At 69.1% G+C, this 20,434-nt stretch carries 20 protein-coding genes and 4 pseudogenes; 16 read left to right on the forward strand and 8 right to left on the reverse strand.

Features of this window, described 5'->3' with window-relative positions:
* Window positions 1-4: 4 nt before the first annotated feature.
* Window positions 5-844 carry a tRNA glutamyl-Q(34) synthetase GluQRS gene (gluQRS, locus tag ACHMW8_RS25885; RefSeq protein WP_395444228.1) on the forward strand — a complete coding sequence of 280 codons (840 nt, stop codon included), beginning with the start codon at window positions 5-7 and terminating at the stop codon, window positions 842-844.
* Here the strand turns inward: gluQRS and ACHMW8_RS25890 are convergent.
* From ACHMW8_RS25890 to ACHMW8_RS25910, 5 genes are all read right to left on the reverse strand, one after another.
* Window positions 841-1,155 carry a transcriptional regulator gene (locus ACHMW8_RS25890; protein ID WP_125158631.1) on the reverse strand — a complete coding sequence of 105 codons (315 nt, stop codon included), beginning with the start codon at window positions 1,153-1,155 and terminating at the stop codon, window positions 841-843. The genes gluQRS and ACHMW8_RS25890 overlap by 4 nt on opposite strands.
* 7 nt (window positions 1,156-1,162) lie before the next feature.
* The gene (locus ACHMW8_RS25895) at window positions 1,163-1,843 is read right to left on the reverse strand and encodes a hypothetical protein (RefSeq protein WP_395444229.1); all 681 of its coding nucleotides are present in this window, start codon (window positions 1,841-1,843) and stop codon (window positions 1,163-1,165) included.
* Window positions 1,840-3,102 carry an acyltransferase gene (locus tag ACHMW8_RS25900; RefSeq protein WP_395444230.1) on the reverse strand — a complete coding sequence of 421 codons (1,263 nt, stop codon included), beginning with the start codon at window positions 3,100-3,102 and terminating at the stop codon, window positions 1,840-1,842. The genes ACHMW8_RS25895 and ACHMW8_RS25900 overlap by 4 nt, the downstream gene beginning before the upstream one ends.
* 68 nt (window positions 3,103-3,170) lie before the next feature.
* Window positions 3,171-3,911, reverse strand: coding sequence for a GNAT family N-acetyltransferase (locus ACHMW8_RS25905; RefSeq protein ID WP_395444231.1), 741 nt, complete (start codon window positions 3,909-3,911; stop codon window positions 3,171-3,173).
* Window positions 3,908-4,531 (reverse strand): TlpA family protein disulfide reductase, encoded by a 624-nt coding sequence (locus tag ACHMW8_RS25910; RefSeq protein WP_395444232.1) that lies wholly within the window; start codon window positions 4,529-4,531, stop codon window positions 3,908-3,910. Before ACHMW8_RS25910 ends, ACHMW8_RS25905 begins: the two co-directional genes overlap by 4 nt.
* Here ACHMW8_RS25910 and argH point away from each other — a divergent pair, their 5' ends adjacent.
* The 5 genes and pseudogenes from argH to ACHMW8_RS25935 all read left to right on the forward strand — a co-directional run bounded on the left by argH (window position 4,532) and on the right by ACHMW8_RS25935 (window position 9,258).
* Complete coding sequence (argH, locus tag ACHMW8_RS25915; RefSeq protein WP_395444233.1) at window positions 4,532-5,953, forward strand: argininosuccinate lyase; 1,422 nt, start codon at window positions 4,532-4,534, stop codon at window positions 5,951-5,953.
* The gene (locus ACHMW8_RS25920; protein ID WP_125158637.1) at window positions 5,950-6,270 is read left to right on the forward strand and encodes a hypothetical protein; all 321 of its coding nucleotides are present in this window, start codon (window positions 5,950-5,952) and stop codon (window positions 6,268-6,270) included. The genes argH and ACHMW8_RS25920 overlap by 4 nt, the downstream gene beginning before the upstream one ends.
* 9 nt (window positions 6,271-6,279) lie before the next feature.
* On the forward strand, window positions 6,280-7,551 hold the full coding sequence (gene lysA, locus ACHMW8_RS25925; protein ID WP_395444234.1) for a diaminopimelate decarboxylase: 1,272 nt from the start codon (window positions 6,280-6,282) through the stop codon (window positions 7,549-7,551).
* Window positions 7,552-8,516: 965 nt separating this feature from the next.
* Window positions 8,517-8,750 (forward strand): annotated as a pseudogene (locus tag ACHMW8_RS25930) (methyl-accepting chemotaxis protein); the annotation flags it as partial.
* Window positions 8,751-8,862: 112 nt separating this feature from the next.
* Window positions 8,863-9,258 (forward strand): methyl-accepting chemotaxis protein, encoded by a 396-nt coding sequence (locus tag ACHMW8_RS25935; protein WP_395446059.1) that lies wholly within the window; start codon window positions 8,863-8,865, stop codon window positions 9,256-9,258.
* Window positions 9,259-9,264: 6 nt separating this feature from the next.
* On the opposite strand, the gene ACHMW8_RS25940 is transcribed toward ACHMW8_RS25935, so the two are convergent.
* Window positions 9,265-9,849, reverse strand: a complete 585-nt coding sequence (locus ACHMW8_RS25940) for a phosphoribosyltransferase (RefSeq protein WP_395444235.1) — start codon at window positions 9,847-9,849, stop codon at window positions 9,265-9,267.
* Window positions 9,788-10,753: an MJ0042-type zinc finger domain-containing protein gene (locus ACHMW8_RS25945; RefSeq protein WP_395444236.1), complete on the reverse strand. Its 966-nt coding sequence runs from the start codon at window positions 10,751-10,753 to the stop codon at window positions 9,788-9,790. The genes ACHMW8_RS25940 and ACHMW8_RS25945 overlap by 62 nt, the downstream gene beginning before the upstream one ends.
* Before the next feature lie 58 nt (window positions 10,754-10,811).
* On the opposite strand from ACHMW8_RS25945, the gene ftsE reads away from it, so the two are divergent.
* The 4 genes and pseudogenes from ftsE to ACHMW8_RS25965 all read left to right on the forward strand — a co-directional run bounded on the left by ftsE (window position 10,812) and on the right by ACHMW8_RS25965 (window position 13,742).
* Window positions 10,812-11,519, forward strand: a complete 708-nt coding sequence (gene ftsE / locus ACHMW8_RS25950) for a cell division ATP-binding protein FtsE (RefSeq protein WP_199743548.1) — start codon at window positions 10,812-10,814, stop codon at window positions 11,517-11,519.
* Window positions 11,516-12,409: an ABC transporter permease gene (locus tag ACHMW8_RS25955; protein ID WP_125158642.1), complete on the forward strand. Its 894-nt coding sequence runs from the start codon at window positions 11,516-11,518 to the stop codon at window positions 12,407-12,409. The genes ftsE and ACHMW8_RS25955 overlap by 4 nt, the downstream gene beginning before the upstream one ends.
* A 13-nt stretch (window positions 12,410-12,422) precedes the next feature.
* Window positions 12,423-13,040 (forward strand): YdcF family protein, encoded by a 618-nt coding sequence (locus tag ACHMW8_RS25960; RefSeq protein WP_125158643.1) that lies wholly within the window; start codon window positions 12,423-12,425, stop codon window positions 13,038-13,040.
* Window positions 13,037-13,742, forward strand: a pseudogene (locus tag ACHMW8_RS25965) (lysophospholipid acyltransferase family protein). Before ACHMW8_RS25960 ends, ACHMW8_RS25965 begins: the two are co-directional and overlap by 4 nt.
* Here ACHMW8_RS25965 and ACHMW8_RS25970 read toward each other — a convergent pair.
* Window positions 13,739-14,287: a gamma-glutamylcyclotransferase gene (locus ACHMW8_RS25970; protein WP_395444237.1), complete on the reverse strand. Its 549-nt coding sequence runs from the start codon at window positions 14,285-14,287 to the stop codon at window positions 13,739-13,741. The pseudogene ACHMW8_RS25965 and the gene ACHMW8_RS25970 sit on opposite strands and share 4 nt — an antisense overlap.
* A 29-nt stretch (window positions 14,288-14,316) precedes the next feature.
* Here ACHMW8_RS25970 and ACHMW8_RS25975 point away from each other — a divergent pair.
* The 6 genes and pseudogenes from ACHMW8_RS25975 to ACHMW8_RS26000 all read left to right on the forward strand — a co-directional run bounded on the left by ACHMW8_RS25975 (window position 14,317) and on the right by ACHMW8_RS26000 (window position 20,400).
* Window positions 14,317-15,338, forward strand: a pseudogene (locus ACHMW8_RS25975) (DUF2125 domain-containing protein).
* 104 nt (window positions 15,339-15,442) lie between these two features.
* Window positions 15,443-16,243 (forward strand): chorismate mutase, encoded by an 801-nt coding sequence (locus ACHMW8_RS25980; RefSeq protein WP_395444238.1) that lies wholly within the window; start codon window positions 15,443-15,445, stop codon window positions 16,241-16,243.
* A gap of 46 nt (window positions 16,244-16,289) precedes the next feature.
* A pseudogene (gene hisC, locus ACHMW8_RS25985) lies at window positions 16,290-17,412 on the forward strand (histidinol-phosphate transaminase).
* On the forward strand, window positions 17,413-18,351 hold the full coding sequence (locus ACHMW8_RS25990; protein WP_395444239.1) for a prephenate/arogenate dehydrogenase family protein: 939 nt from the start codon (window positions 17,413-17,415) through the stop codon (window positions 18,349-18,351).
* A gap of 356 nt (window positions 18,352-18,707) precedes the next feature.
* Complete coding sequence (locus tag ACHMW8_RS25995; protein WP_395444240.1) at window positions 18,708-19,925, forward strand: RtcB family protein; 1,218 nt, start codon at window positions 18,708-18,710, stop codon at window positions 19,923-19,925.
* A gap of 139 nt (window positions 19,926-20,064) precedes the next feature.
* Window positions 20,065-20,400 carry an EF-hand domain-containing protein gene (locus ACHMW8_RS26000; RefSeq protein ID WP_125158651.1) on the forward strand — a complete coding sequence of 112 codons (336 nt, stop codon included), beginning with the start codon at window positions 20,065-20,067 and terminating at the stop codon, window positions 20,398-20,400.
* Window positions 20,401-20,434 lie beyond the last annotated feature (34 nt).

Here is a 20,434-nt window from a genome sequence, read left to right on the forward strand (position 1 = left end):
GAGCGTGACCTTCGTCACCCGGTTCGCGCCGTCGCCGACAGGCTATCTGCATCGCGGCCACGGATTCTCGGCGCTCACCGCCTACCGCGCCGCGCTGGAGGCCGGCGGCCGCTTCCTGCTGCGGATCGAGGATATCGACGCCACCCGCTGCAGGCCCGACTACGAGGCGGCGATCCTGGAGGACCTGGCCTGGCTGGGCCTGGAGTGGGAAACGCTCGTCCGTCGACAGTCAGAGCATCTGGCCGACTACCACGCCGCCATAGAGACCTTGCGCGAGCGCGGCCTGGTCTATCGCTGCTTCAAGACCCGCAAGGAGATCGACATCGGCCGCGCCCCGCACACGCCGGCGGTTCCCTATGTCGGCGCGCCCCTGCCCGCCGACGAGGAGGCCCAGCGTCTCGAACGCGGCGAGGCCTTCGCCTGGCGACTGTCGCTGGCGGCGGCGCGTGAGGCGCTGGGCGGATTCGATGGCCTGACCTTCGTCGAGCAGGGCGCGGGCCCCAATGGCGAACGCGGGACAGTCCAGGCTCGCCCGGAAACCGCCGGCGACATCGTCCTGGCCCGCAAGGACGTCGGCGTCGCCTATCACCTGGCCGTGGTCCACGACGACGCTCTGCAAGGCGTCACCCATGTGATCCGAGGCCAGGACCTGTTCGAGGCCGCTCACATCCAGCGCCTGCTGCAGGCCCTGCTGGGCCACCCGACTCCGACCTATCGCCATCACGGCCTGCTGGTCGGTCCGGACGGCAAGCGCTACGCCAAACGGGACAAGGCCCAGACCCTGCGTGAACTCAGGGCCGCGGGCATGAGCGCGGCCGAGCTGCGGGCCGAACTCGGCTTTTAGGCCCCGCCCCCGGCCTGCTCGACCAGCTGGCCCATCGTCTTCAGATAGTTCGAAAAGGCCGCTCTCCCGGTCTCGGTCAGGCGCACGCGGGTCAGGGGCTTGCGGCCGACGAAGCTCTTGTCGATCGAGACGTATCCGGCCTCCTCCAGCTTGCGCAGGTGGATCGACAGATTGCCCTGGGTGACCTCCAGCACGTCCTTCAGCTCGGTGAAATCGGCGACCTCGGCGCTGGCCAGGTAGGCGACGATCCCCAGCCGCACGCGGCCATGGATGACGTCGTCCAGCCCGCTGATGTCGAACCTGGGCGCCACGATCGTCTCAGGCGCCCGGCCGCAGGGCCTGGCGCATCATGAAGAAGCCGGGGGCCCCCATGAAGGCGAACAGGCCGAAGGTGGCGATCGCCAGATAGAGGTCCGCGCGATGGATCAGCATTCCCATGGCGACGCCCGACACCAGCCAACCGATCGCCACCAGCGCCATCCACGCCCGCTTGCGCAATACGAAACTCACGTACCAGACCGCGCCCTGCAGGATAAACACCACGGCCGGATGGAACAGCCAGTAGCGGAAGTCGTGGTTGCGCGCGGCGGCCGAGGCGAAGACCACCACCAGCGCCAGATTGGCGATGCCCGTGCCCGCGAAGGCGGCGTTGACGGCGCGGTTGGTGACGCCGCGCTGGGGGTTCTTGCGGTCGATGACGATGACGATGGTCATCAGGATCAGGAAAATCACCGTCGGCGCCCAGGCCATCACGATGTTTCCCGTCGCCCCCAGGCTCAGGAGGCCCTTCTCCTGGACGAAATAGCTTAGGGTTTGGACGCCGTAGAGCACGCCCGCCGAGCCGTAGAGCGCGCCTCCGGCCACGCCCAGCCCGCCGCGCTCTTTGCCGCCATCGGCGAGGCCGCGCAGGAAGGCCAGGTCGTCCTGGGCGCTCTTGAGCTTGCTAAGTTGATCCTCTGGCATGCCGATCCCCTTCAGCGCTGCATCATGACGGCTCACAGGATTCGCCCCAACAGCGGCATGCGGCGCAGGACCATGGTGGTCAGCCAGCTGAGCACGACAGCCCCGCCGAACGCGACGCACCCCTTGGCCAGACCGCCCCAGGCCTGCGGCAGCAGCAGCCAAGCCAGCCAGGACGTGAAGACGTAGTGGGTCAGATACATGCCGTAGGCGTTGGCTTGCAGGCTCCGACCGATGGGCCCCGTCTCGCGGACGAAGCGCAGGAAGGTCGCCAGCGCCGCGAACGACAGCGTGGCGCAGGCCAGGCAGAACATCAGCCCACCGAACGAATCCAGCAGCGGCCTGGGCGGAGGGTTCGGCGAGAAGGCGATGATCATGGTCGCCACCGCCCCGACGATCGGCAGGATCGGGGCCAGCTGCCAGAGCTGCCAGCGCTTGGCGAGCTTCCCCTCGGGATCCGTCAGGCCATGTCCCACGCCCGCGGCGCCGACCGCGATCCCGGCCAGGAAGTAGACGAAGTAGTGGCCGATGCGCGCGGTCTGGACCACGAACGGTCCGACCATCGTCCAATGACCGAACGGGGTGGTCATGGCCAGCGGCAGATAGGCCATCAGGCTTACCGCCGCCAAGCCGCAGAAGAACCGACCTGGCTTGGCGTCCGCGCCCTTCGCCGCGCGACCGAGGACGTCGGTGACGCCAGGCCACATCGCGTAGACCGCCGTGAAGAGCCCGCCGAACGCCAGCAGCACCCAGAGGAACCAGGCCGGGCCGCTGGGCCAGAACGGCAGATGCGTCCAGGCCTCGGCGAAGGCGGTGAACGACGGCGCGCCGCCCGACTGCAGCCAGGCCGGGAAATAGGCCAGCGGGGCCAGCAGGCCGATGGCGAGGACGAACGGGACGCCCAGACGCAAGGCCCGGCTCTTAAGGTAGCCGCCCGCCCCCTTGGCCTTCAGGCCGTCGGCGACGAACAGGCCCGAGATGAAGAACATCAGCGACATGAAGAAGAGGTCGTTGACCAGGGTCAGCAGGCTCCAACCGCCGAACTTTTGCGGGTCCACGACCGGGAAGGCCGTCCAGAGAATCGGCTGGGCGTCGAACGCCTTCGGGGCCGGCGCGTACGGGTGATAGGTCAGCACCGCGTGGTGGGCGATCACCAGCAGGGTGACGAAGGCGCGCAAGGCGCCGATGGGCGCGTTGCGACCGCCGATCTGGACGAGCGTCGATCTCTCGGAGGCGCTGAGGGGCGCGTGCATGGCTTCGGTCTCCCCCTTGAAGGTGGCCACACCATCGATCAACAAGTTTGTTTTGTAAACTAGTCTGCTAATACGCTCCCCTAAGCGACGCCAGGCGGAGCATCGCGCTGCCTTCAGCGAACCCAGTAGCTGTAGCGATACCCCGGCGTGAAACCCTCGTCGGCATAGAGGGCGATGGCTGGCGCGTTGTCGGCCTCGACCTGCAGCCAAGCGCGATCGGCGCCCAGGGTCTCCGCCTCGGCCAGCAGAGCGCGCAGCACGCGGCGGGCCAGGCCCTTGCGACGATGGTCGGGGACAGTGCGCATGCCGAAGATCCCGGCATAGCCGCCGCCGATGGCGCTGGCCCCGATCGCCGCCGGAGCGCCGTCGATGTCCAGCCGCGCGAAGCGGGCGGGCGCCGGGATGCGGCCGAGGGCCTCGAGACGCTCGCGACCATCCTCGGGATCGCCGGCCGTGGCGGTGAAAACGGCCTCGAAGGTGGCGTCGGGCATGTCCGACAGGCGGATCGCCGCGTCGCCCTCCCCGCCCGCCACATCCTTCAATTGGCCCAGCATCACCAGGGTCGCCTTGCAGGCGCGGTAGCCGCGCGCCGCCAGCCGCGCGGCCAGATCGGCGGGCGCCACGACGCCATCGGTCAGCTTGAAGCGCGGCGGCAGGCCGCGTTCGGCGAACCAGGCCTCGACCGCATCGAGCGCGGCCTCCGGATCGCGATCCGGCGTCGCCAGCGGCCAGCAGGCGTTGATCCGCATCGAGCGGCCGGACGAGGCGTTCAGCCGCCAGCCGCCCAGCCGCGCGCGCTCACGGGCCGGCCAAGCGTCGTCAGCCAGGGGCTCTAGAAGCGCCGGATCGATCACTTCTCGGCCAGGAGCTTCTCGACGATTCCGCGCGCTTCCGGGCTGGACCAGTCGGCCGGACCGGCCATGCGGGCGCGCTCACGGCCCTGGCGGTCGTAAATGATCGTCGTCGGATAGCCGGCCGCCTTGGGCTCCAGCGCGAACGAGAGCTTGTAGGACGGATCGCGATAGGTCTTCAGCGGCGGATTGGCGGCCATCTCCTCGTTGACGAGGTTGAGGTCGCTATCGCGGTCGACGCTGATCGGCAGTACGGTCACCGGCTGGGTGGCGTAGACGGCCTGCAGCTTGGCCAGGGTCGGCATCTCGGCCTTGCACGGCGCGCACCACGTCGCCCACAGGTTCATGACGACGACCCGGCCCTTGAAGTCGGCCAAGGTCGCGGGCTTGCCGTCCAGGCTGGTGAAGACCGTGTCGGGCGCGGGACGCGGCATGGCGGGCACGTCGAGCTTCTCCAGCGTTCCCTTCTTGAATTCCTTGAGATCAGCGGGCCCATGGGGTTTGAACGAAGCACTGGCGATGACGTATAGAACCGCCGCCACGCCGACGAGGACGACGCCGCCCAGCGCCAGCCTTATCGGGTTGCGCTTCTTGGCCGCCGCCTCCGATTGGACTTCGCTCATATGACCGACAACGCCTCCGATACGCCCAAGGCCGACAAGGGCCAGGGTCAAGCCATGTGGGGCGGTCGGTTCTCGGCCAAGCCGGCGGAACTGATGCAGGCGATCAACGTCTCCATCGGCTTCGACAAGCGCCTCTGGGCGCAGGACCTGGCAGGCTCCCGCGCCCACGCCCGGATGTTGATCAGCCAAGGTGTGATTGCAAGCGCCGACGGCGAGGAAATCCTCAAAGGCCTCGACACCATCGAGGGCGAGATCACGGCCGGGACCTTCCCGTTCCGCGACGAATACGAAGACATCCACATGAATATCGAGGCGCGGCTGCGCGAGCTGATCGGCGCGACCGCCGGCCGGCTGCACACAGCCCGTTCGCGCAACGACCAGGTGGCCGTCGACTTCCGCCTCTGGGTCCGCGACGCCGCCGACCGCTCCGCGGCGCAACTCGAAGCCCTGCAAAAGGCCCTTCTGGCCCAGGCCGAGGCCCATGCCGACGCCCTGATGCCGGGCTTCACCCACCTGCAGCCGGCCCAGCCGGTGACCTTCGGCCACCACCTGATGGCCTATGTCGAGATGTTCGGCCGCGACGCCAGCCGCTTCCGCGACGCCCGCGCCCGCATGAACGAGTGTCCGCTGGGCGCCGCCGCCCTGGCCGGTTCGCCGTTCCCGATCGACCGTCACCAGACGGCGGCGGCCCTGGGCTTCGACCGCCCGACCGCCAACTCGCTGGACAGCGTCTCGGCCCGCGACTTTGCGCTCGAAGCCCTGTCGGCCGCCTCGATCACCGCCACGCACCTGTCGCGCTTGGCGGAGGAGATCGTGCTGTGGACGACGCCGATGTTCGGCTTCATCAAGCTGACCGACGCCTTCACGACCGGCAGCTCGATCATGCCGCAGAAGAAGAATCCCGACGCCGCGGAGCTGATCCGCGCCAAGGTCGGCCGGATCCTCGGTTCGCTGACCACCCTGAGCGTGGTCATGAAGGGCCTGCCGCTGGCCTATTCGAAGGACATGCAGGAGGACAAGGTCCCGACCTTCGAGGCCTTCGACGCCCTGGAACTGTCCCTGCTGGCCATGGCCGGCATGGTCGCCGACCTGACGCCGAACACCGAAAACATGGCCAAGGCCGCCGGCGCGGGCTTCTCGACCGCCACCGATCTGGCCGATTGGCTGGTGCGGACGCTGAACATGCCTTTCCGCGACGCACACCACGTGACAGGCTCCGCCGTGAAGACGGCCGAAGGCCTTGGCGTCGATCTGGCCGATCTTACCTTGGAGCAGTTCCAGGCGATCGAGCCCCGGATCACCCAGGACGTCTACGCCGTTCTGACCCCGGCCGCCTCGGCGGCCAGCCGCATGAGCTACGGCGGGACCGCCCCCGCCCAGGTCCGCGCCCAGATCGCGCGTTGGAAGGAAGTCCTCGCATGACGCCCCGCAAGCTCGCCTCGCGCCCCCTCACCCTGCTGGCGTTGACCGCCCTGGCCGTCACGGCCGCCGCCTGCGGCAAGCAAGGCGCTCTGGAACGTCCCGCGCCGATGTGGGACCCGGCCAAGAAGGCCGCCTGGGAAGCTGAACGCCGCGCCGCATCGGCCCAGGCCAACCAGCCGGCCCGCGCCGGCGGCGCCCAGGAGATCCGCGACCCGGCCTCCAGCAACCGCACCATTCGCGAAGCGCCGCTGCCCGGCACCAACGATCCGTTTGGCGGCCCCTCGCAAGCCGGCTTCCCCGGCGCCACGCCCAGGTAAGAGATTCCGTTGAACCACTTCGAGTACGGCCCCGAGGGCCTGGCCTGTGAAGGCGCGCCCTTGGCCAGGATCGCGGCGGAGGTCGGCACGCCGGTCTACGTCTACAGCCGCGCCACGCTGGAGCGGCACTTCACGGTGTTCCGCGACGCTCTGATCGCCGGCGGCGTGGTCGACCCGCTGGTCGCCTACGCCGTGAAGGCCAATTCAAACGTCGCGGTGCTGAAGGTGCTGGGCGACCTGGGCGCCGGGGCCGACACGGTCTCTGAGGGCGAGGTCCGCCGCGCCCTGGCCGCGGGCATCCCGGCCGAGCGCATCGTCTTCTCCGGCGTCGGCAAGGTCCGTCGTGAGATCGCGTTCGCCCTCAAGGCCGGCGTCGCCGAGATCAACGTCGAGTCCGAGCCCGAACTGAACCTGATCGCCGAGGTCGCGGCCAGCCTGGGCCTGAGGGCCAAGGTCGCCTTCCGCGTCAATCCGGACGTCGCGGCCGGCGGCCACGCCAAGATCGCCACCGGCAAGTCCGAGAACAAGTTCGGCGTCTCGTTCGCCGAGGCCGCGCGCCTGTACGCCAACGCCAGCAACAACGCCAATCTCGAGCCCATCGGCGTGGCCTGCCATATCGGCAGCCAGATCACCGACCTGACGCCCATGCGCGCGGCCTTCAGCAAGATGCGGGGTCTGGTCGAGCAGTTGCTGGGCGAAGGGCTGTCGGTCGAGCGCCTGGATCTGGGCGGCGGCCTGGGCGTGCCCTACTTCAACAGCCCCGCGCCCCCCTCGCCGGCCGAGTTCGGCGCGATGGTCGGCGAGGTCACCAAGGGTCTTCCCGTCAAGCTGGCCTTCGAACCGGGCCGAGTCATCGCCGCCAACGCCGGCGTGCTGGTCTCCGAAGTGATCCATGTCCACGAGCGTCCGGAAGGCCGCAAGTTCCTGGTCATCGACGCGGCCATGAACGACCTGATCCGGCCGGCCATGTACGACGCCTTCCACGACATCCGCCCGGTGGTGAAGCGCCCGGAGGGTAGCGAGAGCGTCTACGACGTGGTCGGCCCGGTCTGCGAGACCGGCGACACCTTCACGCGCGATCGCGCCCTGCCGACGTTCGTCGCGGGCGATCTGGTGGCCTTCATGTCGGCCGGCGCCTACGGCTCGGCCATGGCCAGCGAGTACAACACCCGGCCGCTGGTTCCCGAGGTCCTGGTCGACGGCGACCGCTACGCGGTGATCCGCGCGCGCCCGACGTATGACGAGATGCTGGCGCGGGATCTCGTTCCGGACTGGATCTAGGTAATTTTACGGAAGCCTCAAAAAGACCCCACAGCCACAAGGGATTAACCAACGCGTTGTAATGCTGCTCCCGTTTCGGGGAACAGTGGAGCTCGGCCGTGGGCAACCTCATTGAATTCGACAGTATCGAGGCCCAACGGAAGCTCGGCGGCCATCTGGTGCTGGCCTGTATCGCGGCGCTGGTTCTGATCACCCCGGCCGCCGCCATGATGGCGGGTCGCCCGGTCCCGCCGCTGGCTGGCGCTTCGGTGCTGCTGGCCGCCCTGGCCTGGGGCGGCTGGGCGATCTGGCGCGACAACGCCGCTCAGCGAATCTCGACCGCGCTGACCTTGATGGGCCAGGTCAGCCTGTTCATCGCCGCCTTTTCCGGCCATCCGCTTCAAGCCGACGCCCGCATGGCCTACCTCGCCGCCCTGGCCCTGCTGGTCGCCTATGGCGACTGGCGCGCCGTCGCCGTGGGCGCGGCCTCCGTGGTGGGGATCGAGCTGTCCATGGCCGCGATCGCCCCGCACGTTCTCATGAGCGGCGAGGTCACGCCCCTGCGCCTGGCCTTCGACGCCGGCGTCACCTTCGCCACGGCCTGGTCGCTGATCTGGCTGACCGCCGGCGTGTCGCGGCTGTTCGTCACCGTCAACGCCCGCACCGACAAGGCGCTGGACGCGGCCTCGCGCGCCGACGCCGCCAACGCCGAGGCCGAGGCCCAGCGCGTCGCGCGCGACACCGCCAATGCCGAACAGGCTCGCCAGAAGGCCGCGCTGGAAGCCGAGCAGACCCAGGTCGTCGAGGAACTGGCCACGGCGCTGGGTCACCTGTCGCGCGGCAACCTGACCTGGCGGCTGGAACACGCCTTCGCCGCCCGCTACGAGCCGCTCCGCGCCGACTATAACGACGCCCTGTCGCGCCTGCAGGCCGCCATGCGCGAGATCGCCGGCAACGCCGCCAGCATGACCGCGGGCGTCGCGGACATGTCGCGCGCCTCCGACGAACTGGCCCGTCGCACCGAGCACCAGGCCGCCAGCCTGGTCCAGACAACGGCCGCCCTGGGCGAGATCACCGTCGCGGTCAGCAGCACCGCCGACAGCGCCAGCCAGGCCAACGCCGCGGCGGCCTCGGCGCGCCAGGAAGCCGAAAGCTCGGATCCCGTGGTCAGCGAGGCCGTCGAGGCCATGACCCTGATCGAAACCTCGTCCGGCCAGATCGGCAAGATCATCGGCGTGATCGACGAGATCGCCTTCCAGACCAACCTCCTGGCGCTGAACGCCGGCGTTCGAGGCCGCGCGCGCGGGCGAGGCCGGGCGCGGTTTCGCGGTCGTGGCCCAGGAAGTTCGAGCCCTGGCCCAACGCTCGGCGAGCGCGGCCAAGGAGATCAAGGACCTGATCAACGTCTCGGGCCAGCAGGTCAGCGCCGGCGTCGAGCGCGTGGGCCGCACCCGCGAGGCGCTGCAGCGGATCATCGCCCGCGTCGCCGAGATCGACGCCCAGGTCAACGCCATCGCCGCCTCGGCTCGCGATCAGGCCCTGGGCCTGGGCGAGGTCAACACGACGATGGGCGAGATGGACCGGGTCGTGCAGCAGAACGCGGCCATGGTCGAGGAAACCACGGCCGCCGCCCATGCGCTGCGCAACGAGACGCAGGAACTGGCCGACCGGGTCGACCTGTTCCAAATCGACGAAAAATCGGCGACGCGCCCGCAGCGCGCGGCCTAAGGGTTTCTAGTCCAGGGCGCCGATGTACGGCAGGCCGCGGCTCTTGCCCTCGTCGTCGAGGCCGTAGCCGACCAGGTAGCGCGCGGGCGCTTCCCAGGCGACGAAGTCCGGCTCCATGCCGCGATCCTTGGGCCAGGGCTTGCGGGCGAACACGGCGGTCAGCACTTCGCTGGCCCCGGCGTCCTTGACCAGACGGGCGGCTTCCGACAGCGACAGGCCCGTGTCGAAGACATCGTCGACGACCAGGGCGCGGCGGCCGACCAGCGGACGTTGCAGGTCGGCGCGGACCTCGCAGCGGCCCGTGCTCTTGCGCTCGTCGTGATAGGAGGCCAGCCACAGAGCGTCGAACCGCACGTCGCGGCCGGCCTTGTAGAGGGCGCGGGTCAGATCGGCGGCGAACCAGAGGCCGCCGGTCAGCAGGCAGACCACGACGGTGTCGTTGTCGATGCGCGGGGCGATGGCCTCGGCCAGTTTCTGAACCCGCTCGGCGATCTCGGCTTCCGAGATCAGGACTTCGGGCTGTTTGGTGTCATTCATGGTGGGCGGGTTCATGAAAGTCTGCAGGGGGAGGAGTTTCGTCCCCGCTCTCATGTCCCGGGGGTTCCTGTCCAGCCGCTTCGTGCTCGGCGGGGGCGTCCTGGGCGCCGCGCAGGTCCAATTCGGGTTCGCCGCCGTGGCCTTCGGGCTTGTGGAGCGCCGCCTTCACCGCCTTGGCCGCGCCAGCTTCGGTGGCGAAGCCGATCTGCAAGTCCTTGGCTGTGCGGGGCGGATTCAGGAAAGTGATCGAGAAGTGACGCACCTCGCCCGGAGGGATCTTGGCGTCGGCGGCCGCGGCCAGCTGGCCGGCCACGCGCTTTTCCTGCTTGTTCAGCAGTTCGACCCGCAGCGGCGGGGCCAGCACTTCATGTTCGGTGATGTTACGAATCGAACCAGTGATGGTCACCGCCGCGTGACCGTCCTGCATGACGGGCTGAGCCTTGATGCTGCCGCGGTCGATCACCAGACCGATGGTGTTCACCGGCAGGCCGACGGCGGCATAGGCGCCGGCCGAGCCCGGCAGGATCTTGACCACGTCGATGCGGAAGATCAGGGCGGCGACCACGACCACCGCCATGGCGGCGGCCATGCCGGCCCAGATGACGCCGGTGGCGGTGGCCTCGCGAAGGCGACGCTCGGCGTCGGCGCGCGCCCGGAAGACCTTGGGAAGCTCCTCGCCCGGCAAGGCGCTGACGGGCGGCTCCTCGCCGTCGGCGCTCCCGCCTTCGGCCACGGTCTCGGGGACCTGCTCGGGATCATCGGTCTGGCTGGCGAGGGTCTGAGCTTCGGGCTCGTCGAACAGGTCTTCGGCGTCGTCGTTGCGGGCGGTCCAGCGGTGACCGCAGGAAGCGCAACGCACGACACGCCCCGTCGCGCCGACCTTGGAGTCGTCGACGAAATAGCGGCTGGCGCACTCCGGACAGGTCAGTATCATGGCCGCGAATCGAACGCTCCCCACACAGCTTAAGGGGGTCGCTGATTTTAACCCTGATGTCCAGAAACCCAAGTGACGCGCCTTGCGGATCGACACAGAACAGGGCGATGACGCCCTTCCGGTGGTCCGGTTCGAAGGCGTCTCGATGCGTTACGGCCGCGCGCCGGAAACCCTAAGAGATATCAGCTTTTCCCTGGCGCCGGGCTCATTCCATTTCCTGACCGGCGCGTCGGGCGCGGGTAAGAGCTCTCTGCTCAAGCTGATCTATCTGGCGCACCGTGCGTCACGGGGTCGCGTCGAGCTTTTCGGGCGGGATGTCAGCCTTACCCATACCGCCGATCTGCCGTTCCTGCGTCGCCGGATCGGGGTGGTGTTCCAGGAATTTCGCCTGCTGGAGCACCTGTCGGTGTTCGACAACGCCGCCCTGCCCCTGCGCATCCTCAAGCGCAAGCCCGCCACCTACCGCGAGGATGTCGCCGAACTGCTGACCTGGGTCGGCCTGGGCGAACGGATGCATGCGCTTCCCGCCACCCTGTCCGGCGGCGAGAAGCAGCGCCTGGCCATCGCCCGCGCCGTGGTCGACCGCCCCGACGTCCTGCTGGCCGACGAGCCGACCGGCAATGTCGATCCGGCCATGTCGCTGCGCCTGTTGCGCCTGTTCGTCGAGCTGAACCGCCTGGGCACGACGGTGCTGATCGCTACTCACGACGAGGATCTGGTGGCCCGCGCCGGCCGCCCGACCCTGCACCTCGAGCATGGCCGGCTGGTCGACGCGGGAGGCCCTCGATGAGCGAGTTCTTCCAGGTCGCCCGCTGGAAGCCGGGGCCGCTGCTGCCGCCGCGCGACGCTCGCGACGGGGCGCTGGTCTTCGTGGTGGCGGTGCTTTGCTTCCTGGCTTGCCTGACCGCCTTCGCCGCCCTGGCCGCCAACCGCGCCGCCCACGGCTGGACCTCGCAACTGGTCAACTCGGCCACCGTAGTGGTCCGGGCCCGCGCCAACGAGACGCCCGACAGCGCCGCGGCCCGCGCCGCCGAGACCCTGGCCGGGGTCAGGGGCGTGGCCGAGGCCCAGGCCTTGCCGCGCGAAAAGGCCGAGGCCCTGCTCGCGCCGTGGATCGGCAAGGAGGCCCTGGTCGACGACCTGCCGACCCCGCGCCTCGTCACCCTGGAGCTCGACCCCAAGGCCCCGCCGACCGCCCAGGTGCTGGACAAGGCCCTGCGCTCGGCCGGCATCGACGCCACGGTCGACGACCACAGCCGCTGGATCGCCGATATCGAGCGCGCCGCCGACCTGGCGCGGCTGGCGGCCCTGGGCGTCTTCGCCCTGATCGCCGCAGCCACGGCCGCCGTCATCGCGTTCGCCACCCGCGCCGGCCTCGCCGCCCGACGCGACGTGATCGAGGTGCTGCACTTCTCCGGGGCCGAGCAGGGCTTCATCGCCAGCCTGTTCCAGAACCGCTTCGCGACCATGGGCGCGCTGGCGGGCTTGCTGGGCGGCGCGGGCGCGGCCATCATCGGCGTCGTTGCGCGTTACTTCGGCGGCGGCGCGGGGGTTGCGCCGATCCTGCCCTTGGCCTGGATCGATCTGGTCGCCGCCCTGCCCGCTCCGGTGGTCGCGGCCCTGATCGCCGGGCTCTCGGCCCGCCTGGCGGCGTCGCGCATCGTGGGGGAGATGCCGTGAAGATCCAAACGCCATGAAGACGCTCGCCGCGCTGCTGATCGCGCTGATGATCTGGGGCCTGGGCCTGCTGGCCTTCACCGGTCGGGTGGACCAGTCGACGCCCGCCAAGGAGCCGCCGGTGGCCGACGGCGTCGTGGCCCTGACCGGCGCCTCGACCCTGCGCCTGGAGGCCGCCACCAAGCTGCTGGAGGAAGGCAAGGGCCAGCGCCTGCTGATCTCCGGCGTGAACCGCGAAGCCACCCGCGCCGATGTCCTGACGGTGACCAAGGCGGTCAAGCCGATCTATGACTGCTGCGTGGACCTGGGGTTCGCCGCCGCCAACACCGTCGGCAACGCCCGCGAGACGGCCGAGTGGGCCAAGTCCAAAGGCTATCGCAGCCTCATCGTGGTCACCGCCGACTATCACATGCCGCGCTCGATGCTGGAGCTGCGGGCCGCCATGCCGCGCGTCGAACTCTATGCCTATCCGGTCAAGACCGACCTGAACGCTCATCGCTGGTGGAAGACCGGCCTCAGCGCCCGGCGGATGATCGTGGAATACTGCAAGTACCTGGCGATCCTGGGGCGTGAAGCGTTCCTGGGGCTGGGTCCTAAAGAGAAAGCCGCCTCGGCGGCGAAGGAAGCGTCTTGATCTATCTGCGTTCGTTCCTGTTCCAGTTGTTCTTCTGGCTGTGGTCCATCGTCTGGGCCGTGGGCATGATCGTGACCTACCCGCTGCCCCGCGCCGCCAACACCTGGTCGCTGAAGGCCTGGGCCAAGGGCTTGATCTGGGCCCTGCGCTGGCTGGCCGACGTCAAGGTCGAGGTGCGCGGTCAGCGTCCGACCGGCCCGGCCCTGGTCGCGGCCAAGCACCAGTCGATGTTCGATGTCTTCAGCCAGTTCGCGCTGCTGCCCGACGCCTGCTTCGTGATGAAGAAGGAACTCCTGATGGTGCCGCTGTTCGGCTGGCACGGGATGAAGGCCGGTATGATCGTGGTCGACCGCGCCGGCCATTCGACGGCGCTGAAAAAGCTGGTCCGCGACTCCACCGCGCGCATGACCGAGAGCCGCCAGATCATCATCTTCCCGGAGGGCACCCGCGGCCCTCCCCGGTCAGCCCGGCGAGTACAAGCCCGGCATCGCCGCGCTGTATCGCGAGCTGAACATGCCGGTCACGCCGCTGGCCCTGAACTGCGGCGGCCACTGGAACAAGGGCTTCGTCATCAAGCCCGGCGCGATCGTCTTCGACTATCTCGAACCCATCCCCGCCGGCCTGAAGCGCGGCGAGTTCATGCGCGAGCTGCAGACCCGGATCGACACCGCGACCAAGGCCCTCGAGGACTCCGGAGTTTAGGACGGCCCGATCGCCTCGACCATCTTCAACAGCTTCTCCATCGTCCCGTCGCGCACCCCGTTCTCGCGCAGGTGCAGGACGAGATCCCTGAGATAGTCGATGTTCGGCCCGGAAAGCCCCGTGGCCCCGGCGATCAGCGCCGCCTGCTGCTCCAGGGTCAGCGCCCCCGCCCACTGGGCGTGCTTCATGTCCGACAGGAAGACCAGGGCCGAGACCTTGCCGCTCCCATCGATCTTCACGTCTCGCGAGGTCTCGAAATAGGTCTCGGTCGGCTGCTCGCGTTCGCGCAGATAGGCGTAGACCTCTTCCCATTCGCCGGCCGCCACCCGGTAGGCCATGCCGCGCACCGCGCCGCCGGGCGCCAGGCCCAGCACCAGGCCCGGTCGCTCGTAGGTGCCGCGATGGTGGACGGAATAGATGCAGAAGGCCCGCCGGCGACCGTGGAGCACGGCCGTTCTTCGGTCTATGAACGGGAACCCGGGCCGCCACATGAGCGATCCGTATCCGAACACCCAGCGATCTTCGCCGTCGCCTGCCAAACCCATTCCCGATCCCGACTGGACGCGCCCTATACATGACCCATACCGACGCCCGCCCGTCCCGCAAAGCCCCCCGGAAGGCTCGGCGCAGCCGTCTGTTCGCGCCTTTCATCCTCGCCGCCGTCATCGCGGGCGGCTGGAGCTATGGCTGGTTCTGGCTGCGCGGTCAGGCCGAGCAGCGAATGGACGCCCAGTCGGCCGACCTGAAATCGCGCGGCTATGACCTGTCGTGGAGCGCCCGCACCTTCTCGGGCTTTCCGTTCCGCATGAACGTCGACCTGACGAACGCCCGCGTGGCCGAACCCACCGGCTGGGCCGTCCGCGCGCCCGTGCTCAAGGGCGAGGCCGAGATCTACGACCTGACCCATTGGGTGCTGGTCGCCCCGCAGGGCGTGGTGCTGACCCGTCCCGAGGCCGGCGACGTGACCATCACCGGCCAGGCCCTGCGCGCCAGCATCTCGCACGTGACCGAATATCCGCCGCGCATCTCGGTCGAGGGCGCCAGCTGACCTTCACCCCCGCCCCCGGGACCAAGCCGTTCCAATTGGTCTCGGCCGCCAACATGCAGTTGCACACCCGCGGCGGTCCCGACGACCAGGGCGCGATCTTCTTCAAGGCCGACGGCGCCAAGACCGCCTTCACCGGTCTGCTGGGCCGCATCGCCCAGGACAAGACCGCCTCGATGATCCTGGAGACCCGCCTGTCGCACGTCTCGTACCTGCGCGGCCGCAACTGGGAGGCGGCCGTCAAGCGCTGGAGCGCGGCCGGCGGCCAGATCAGCGTTCAACAGAGCCAGCTGCTGGCCGGCGACGCGGAAGGCAAGGCCAAGTCCGGCGTGCTGTCGGTCGACCCGGACGGCGCGGTGACCGGCTCGCTGAGCGTCGCGCTCAAGGAACGCGCCGCCCCCGGCCAACCGATCAGGACGCCGGAACAGGCCCTGGCCGCCGTGGCCCAGGCCGCGGGCCAGGAGCCGGTCATCGAGGCCGACCTGAAGTTCCAGGGCGGCCGCACCTACCTGGGTGTGATCGATACGGGCCCAGCCCCGAAGGTGTACTGACCGAGCACTGATCGCCGGAAACGCAATTTCCTTCCCCAACAGGGCCGGCTATTGCGTGTTCGGCGGCAAAGACTATGGTCCGCCCTCCAATTTCGGGGAAGAACATGGGCAGCGACGCGACGGACGCCACACCGTCTCTCGAAGAGGTCCGATGGCGGCTGGACGCCATCGACGGTGAATTGTTGAAACTGCTCGACGAGCGCGCCGGCCTGGCCAGCGCCGTCGCGGCCGCCAAGCGCGCCTCGGGCGACACGGGCTTTGGCCTGCGCCCCGGCCGCGAGGCCCAGATCGTCCGCAAGCTTCTGGAAGCGCCCCGCACCGGCGCCTCCAACGCCCTGGTCATCCGCATCTGGCGCGAGATCATGGCCGACAACCTGGCGCGCCAGGGTCCCTATCAACTGGCCGTGTTCGGCGGTCGCGAGCAGGCCCGCGCCGTCGAACTGACCCGCCTGCGCTTCGGGACCGCGCCGCGCCTGTCGATCGTCGCCACCGCCCAGGACGCCCTGGCCGTGGCCCGCGCCCCGTGGGGCGTCGCCGTCCTGCCGCTGGCCGCCGACACGCCCTGGTGGGGCCGCCTGCTGGCCGAGCCGAAGCTGAAGGTGTTCGCCGCCCTGCCCTGCCTGGCGACCTGGGGACCGCAAGCCGCCCTGGCCGTGGCCGAGGTCGAGGTCGAGCCCACCGGCCACGACCAGACCTTCTGGGTGACCGACTCGGCCAAGAGCACGGCCGCCATCGTCGACGCGCTCAGCCAGGACGGCGTCGCCGCCGAGCAGGTCGCCGAGGCCGGCGGTCTGAAGCTGTTCTCGCTGTCGGGCTTCTTCCAGACCGATGACGAGCGCCTGGCCCGCGCGCCGGGCCAACTTACGGGCGTCATCGGGGCTGCACCCGAGCAGTTCGACGTGTAAAGAAGCGGCCGTCTGCAAACCAGACGTCCGTCAGCTGAGTAGTCCGATGACCGCCGCTCCCACCGATCGCTTCGCCGCGCCCCGTCCCGTTCCCAAGCCCGGGATCATGGACATCCACGCCTATGTCGGCGGCAAGTCGAAGATCGAGGGCGTCGCCCATCCGGTGAAGCTGTCGAGCAACGAGAACATCCTGGGCAGCAGCGACAAGGCCAAGCAGGCCTATCGTGACGCGGTCGACCGGATGCACGTCTATCCGGACGGCAAGGCCAATATCCTGCGCGCCGCCGTGGCCGAGCGCTTCAAGCTGGAACCCGAGCGCCTGACCTTCGGCGACGGCAGCGACGAGATCTTCGCCCTGCTGTGCCAAGTCTATCTGGAGCCCGGCGACAACATCGTCCAGGGCGAGCACGGCTTCGCCGCCTACGCCATCGGGGCCCGCGCCTGCCAGGCGCAGGTGCGAATGGCCAAGGAGATTAACCACCGCATCGACATCGACGAGACGGTGAAATGCGTCGACGAGCGCACGCGTCTGGTGTTCATCGCCAACCCCGCCAACCCGACCGGCACCTGGCTGACGGGCGAGGAGATCCGCGCCCTGCACGCGGCCCTGCCGCCGTCTGTGATCCTGGTGCTGGACGGCGCCTATTCGGGAGTTCTGCAGCGATCCGCGCTTCGAGGACGGCCTCGACCTGGCCCGGACCGCCGAGAACGTCATCGTCACCCGGACCTTCTCGAAGCTGCACGGCCTTGCCGCCTTGCGCGTGGGCTGGGGCTATGCGCCGCCCCACATCATCGAGCCTATCGAGCGCATCCGCCCGCCGTTCAACACCTCGATCCCCGGCCAGGAAGCGGCCGTGGCGGCCCTGTTCGACGACGACTTCCAGGCCCGCTCGCTGGCGCTGGTCGAGCAATGGCGACCGTGGCTGGCCCAGCAGCTGGGCGGCCTGGGCCTGGAGGTGACGCCGTCGGCGGCCAACTTCGTCCTGGCGACCTTCCCGACCACGCCCGGCAAGACCGCGCTCGAGGCCGAGGCCTTCCTGGCGTCGAAGGGCTATCTGGTCCGCGCCGTGGCCAACTACGGCCTGCCGAACGCGATCCGGATCACCATCGGCCTGGAGGAGCAGAACCGGGCGGTCGTCGACCTGCTGAGTGAGTTCATGGCGCGCTAGATGTCCAATCCCGGTCTTCTCTATCCCAAGCTCACCGTCATCGGCTGCGGCCTGATCGGCGGCTCGGTGATCCGCGCGGCGCGCCAGCACGGCGTCGTCGGCGAGGTCACCGTGGTCGACTCCAGCGAGGCCAACCGCGCCCGCGTCGTCGAACTGGGCATCGCCGAGCACGTCACCGGCGACATCGCCGAAGCGGTCAAGGACGCCGATCTGGTGGTCATCGCCACGCCGGTGCTGTCGATCCCCGGACTGGCGGCCGTCGTCATCCCGGCCATGAAGGCCGGGGCGACCCTCACCGACGTCGGCTCGACCAAGGCCAATGTCGCCGAGGCCTTTCGCGCCCAGGACATCTCGAAGATTTACGCCATCCCCGGCCACCCGATCGCCGGCACCGAGCAGTCAGGGCCCGACTCGGGCTTCGCCGAGCTGTTCGAGAACCGCTGGACGATCCTGACCCCCTGCGACAGCGACGACGAGCACTATGCCGCCGCCGTCGCCAAGCTGTCGGCCTTCTGGCGCGCCTTCGGGGCCCAGGTCGAGCTGATGGAGGAAAAGCATCACGACCTGGTGCTGGCCGTCGTCTCCCACCTGCCTCACCTGATCGCCTATACGATCGTCGGCAGCGCGGCGGATCTCGAGAACGTCACCGAGAACGAGGTCATCAAGTACTCGGCTTCGGGCTTCCGCGACTTCACCCGCATCGCCGCCAGCGACCCGACCATGTGGCGCGACATCTTCGTGGCCAACAAGGACGCGGTGCTGGAAATGCTGGGCCGCTTCACCGAGGACCTGCAGGCCATGAGCCGCGCCATCCGCTGGGGCGACGCCGACACCCTCCACGCCCACTTCACACGGACGCGGGCGATCCGGAGAGGTATCGTGGCGGCCGGCCAGGAAAGCGCCGAACCGAACTTCGGGCGCGATCGCGGGAAGCACTGAAGCGGATATCCTCCGGCGTGCTGAAGGATTGCGTCTGTGCCCGTTCGGCCACACCGGCTCAACTTCCGCGTCACTCCCACTAGCCCTGGTCCGACGAACGCTGTAATCGCCCGCCTCCCGAAGGATGAGGACCATGGCGCACAAAGCCCCAGTCAATTCGCAACTGTTCACCATGCTCGATCGCCAGGTCGAGTACGCGAACACGCGCGCGTTGGAGGGGATCACGGCCTAGGGTTCGACTGAACTCGGGAAGTCCGAAAAAGCCCCTCCTGGCCGTCAGCCGGAGGGGTTTTTTCGTTTGTGCGGAAACACTTGCCGGCCCGCCGCCAGGAGGGGGAGCAAGAGGAGAGAAGCCGATGAGCGGCTTCACGCATATCGAAAGTGACGGCGCGCCGATCAAGGCGTGGACCCAAGGGGTTCCGATCGAGGACTCCGCCCTCAAGCAGCTGCGCAACGTCGCCAGCCTGCCGTTCATCCACAAGCACGTGGCGGTGATGCCCGACGTGCACTGGGGGATGGGCGCGACCGTTGGCTCGGTGATCCCGACCTACAAGGCGATCATCCCGGCGGCGGTGGGCGTCGACATCGGCTGCGGCATGATGGCGGTGCGCACCTCGATCCGGGCCGAGCACCTGCCGGACAACCTGTTCGGCGTCCGGTCGGATATCGAGGCCGCCGTGCCGCACGGCCGGACCGACAATGGCGGGCGCAACGACAAGGGCGCCTGGCAGGTCGAGCCGCCGGCCATCGCGGCCGAGAAGTGGGCCGCTCTGAAGGACGGCTACGACGACATCGTCGCGCGCAACCCGAAGGCGGGCCACCCGCGCGGCTACGGCCACCTGGGCACGCTGGGCACCGGCAACCACTTCGTCGAACTGTGCGTCGACGAGGCCGGCGACGTCTGGGTGATGCTGCACTCGGGCTCGCGCGGCGTCGGCAACCGGTTCGGGACCTACTTCATCGAGCGGGCCAAGCACGAGATGCGCCGGTGGTTCATCAACCTGCCGGACGAGGACCTGGCCTACTTCGCCGAAGGCAGCGAGGGCTTCAACGACTACGTCCGGGCCGTGGCCTGGGCGCAGAAGTACGCCCTGGCCAACCGTGAGGTGATGATGGACCAGGTCCTGACCGTGCTGAGGAAGACGTTCCCGGACCTGACCGTGACCGAGCATGCGGTGAACTGCCACCACAACTACGTGTCGCGGGAAAAGCACTTCGGCAAGGACGTCTACCTGACCCGCAAGGGCGCGGTGTCGGCCAAGGACGGAGAGCTGGGCATCATCCCGGGCTCGATGGGCGCCAAGTCGTTCATCGTGCGCGGCCGGGGTAACCCGGACTCGTTCTGCACCTGCTCGCACGGGGCGGGACGGGCGATGAGCCGGAACGAAGCCAAGCGGCGCTTCACCCTCGCCGACCACGTGGCGGCCACCGCCGGCGTCGAGTGCCGGAAGGACGCCGACGTGATCGACGAAACGCCGATGGCCTATAAGGACATCGACGCGGTGATGGCCGCCCAGGCCGACCTGGTCGACATCGTGCACACCCTGCGCCAGGTGGTGTGCGTGAAGGGATAGCGGACGCCGTCCGGTCGCGAGACCGGGCGGCGTTTCGCGTTCAGCCGCGCCCCTTCCCGCCGTAATCCCGCAATAAGCCGGCAACAATCGCGGCTCATCCACCTCGGTCAGGGACATCTCTCGGGGAAGGAAACCCATCATGCGCCGTACGCTGCTCGTCGCGCTTGCTTCGCTCACCACCCTGGCCGGCGGCGCCGCCCTGGCTCAGGAAGGCCCGCCGCCCGGCCGCATGCCGGCGCCGGAAGACATCTTCAAGCGCTGGGACTCCAATGGCGACGGCGCGGTCGACAAGGCCGAATGGGACGCCACGGGGCGTCCGGCCGACCGTTTCGCCATGATCGACGCCAACAACGACGGCAAGGTCACGCTGGACGAGCTGAAGGCCGCCTTCGAAAAGATGCGCGCCCGCCGCGCCCAGGAAGGCGGTCCGCCTCCCGGCCCGCCGCCGGAAGGCCCGCCGCCGCAAGGCAACTAAGCGCTCCCAGTCCAGACGCTTTCGAACGCCGCCC

It is taken from the genome of Caulobacter sp. UC70_42 (assembly GCF_044056025.1).
Taxonomy (GTDB): Bacteria; Pseudomonadota; Alphaproteobacteria; order Caulobacterales; family Caulobacteraceae; genus Caulobacter.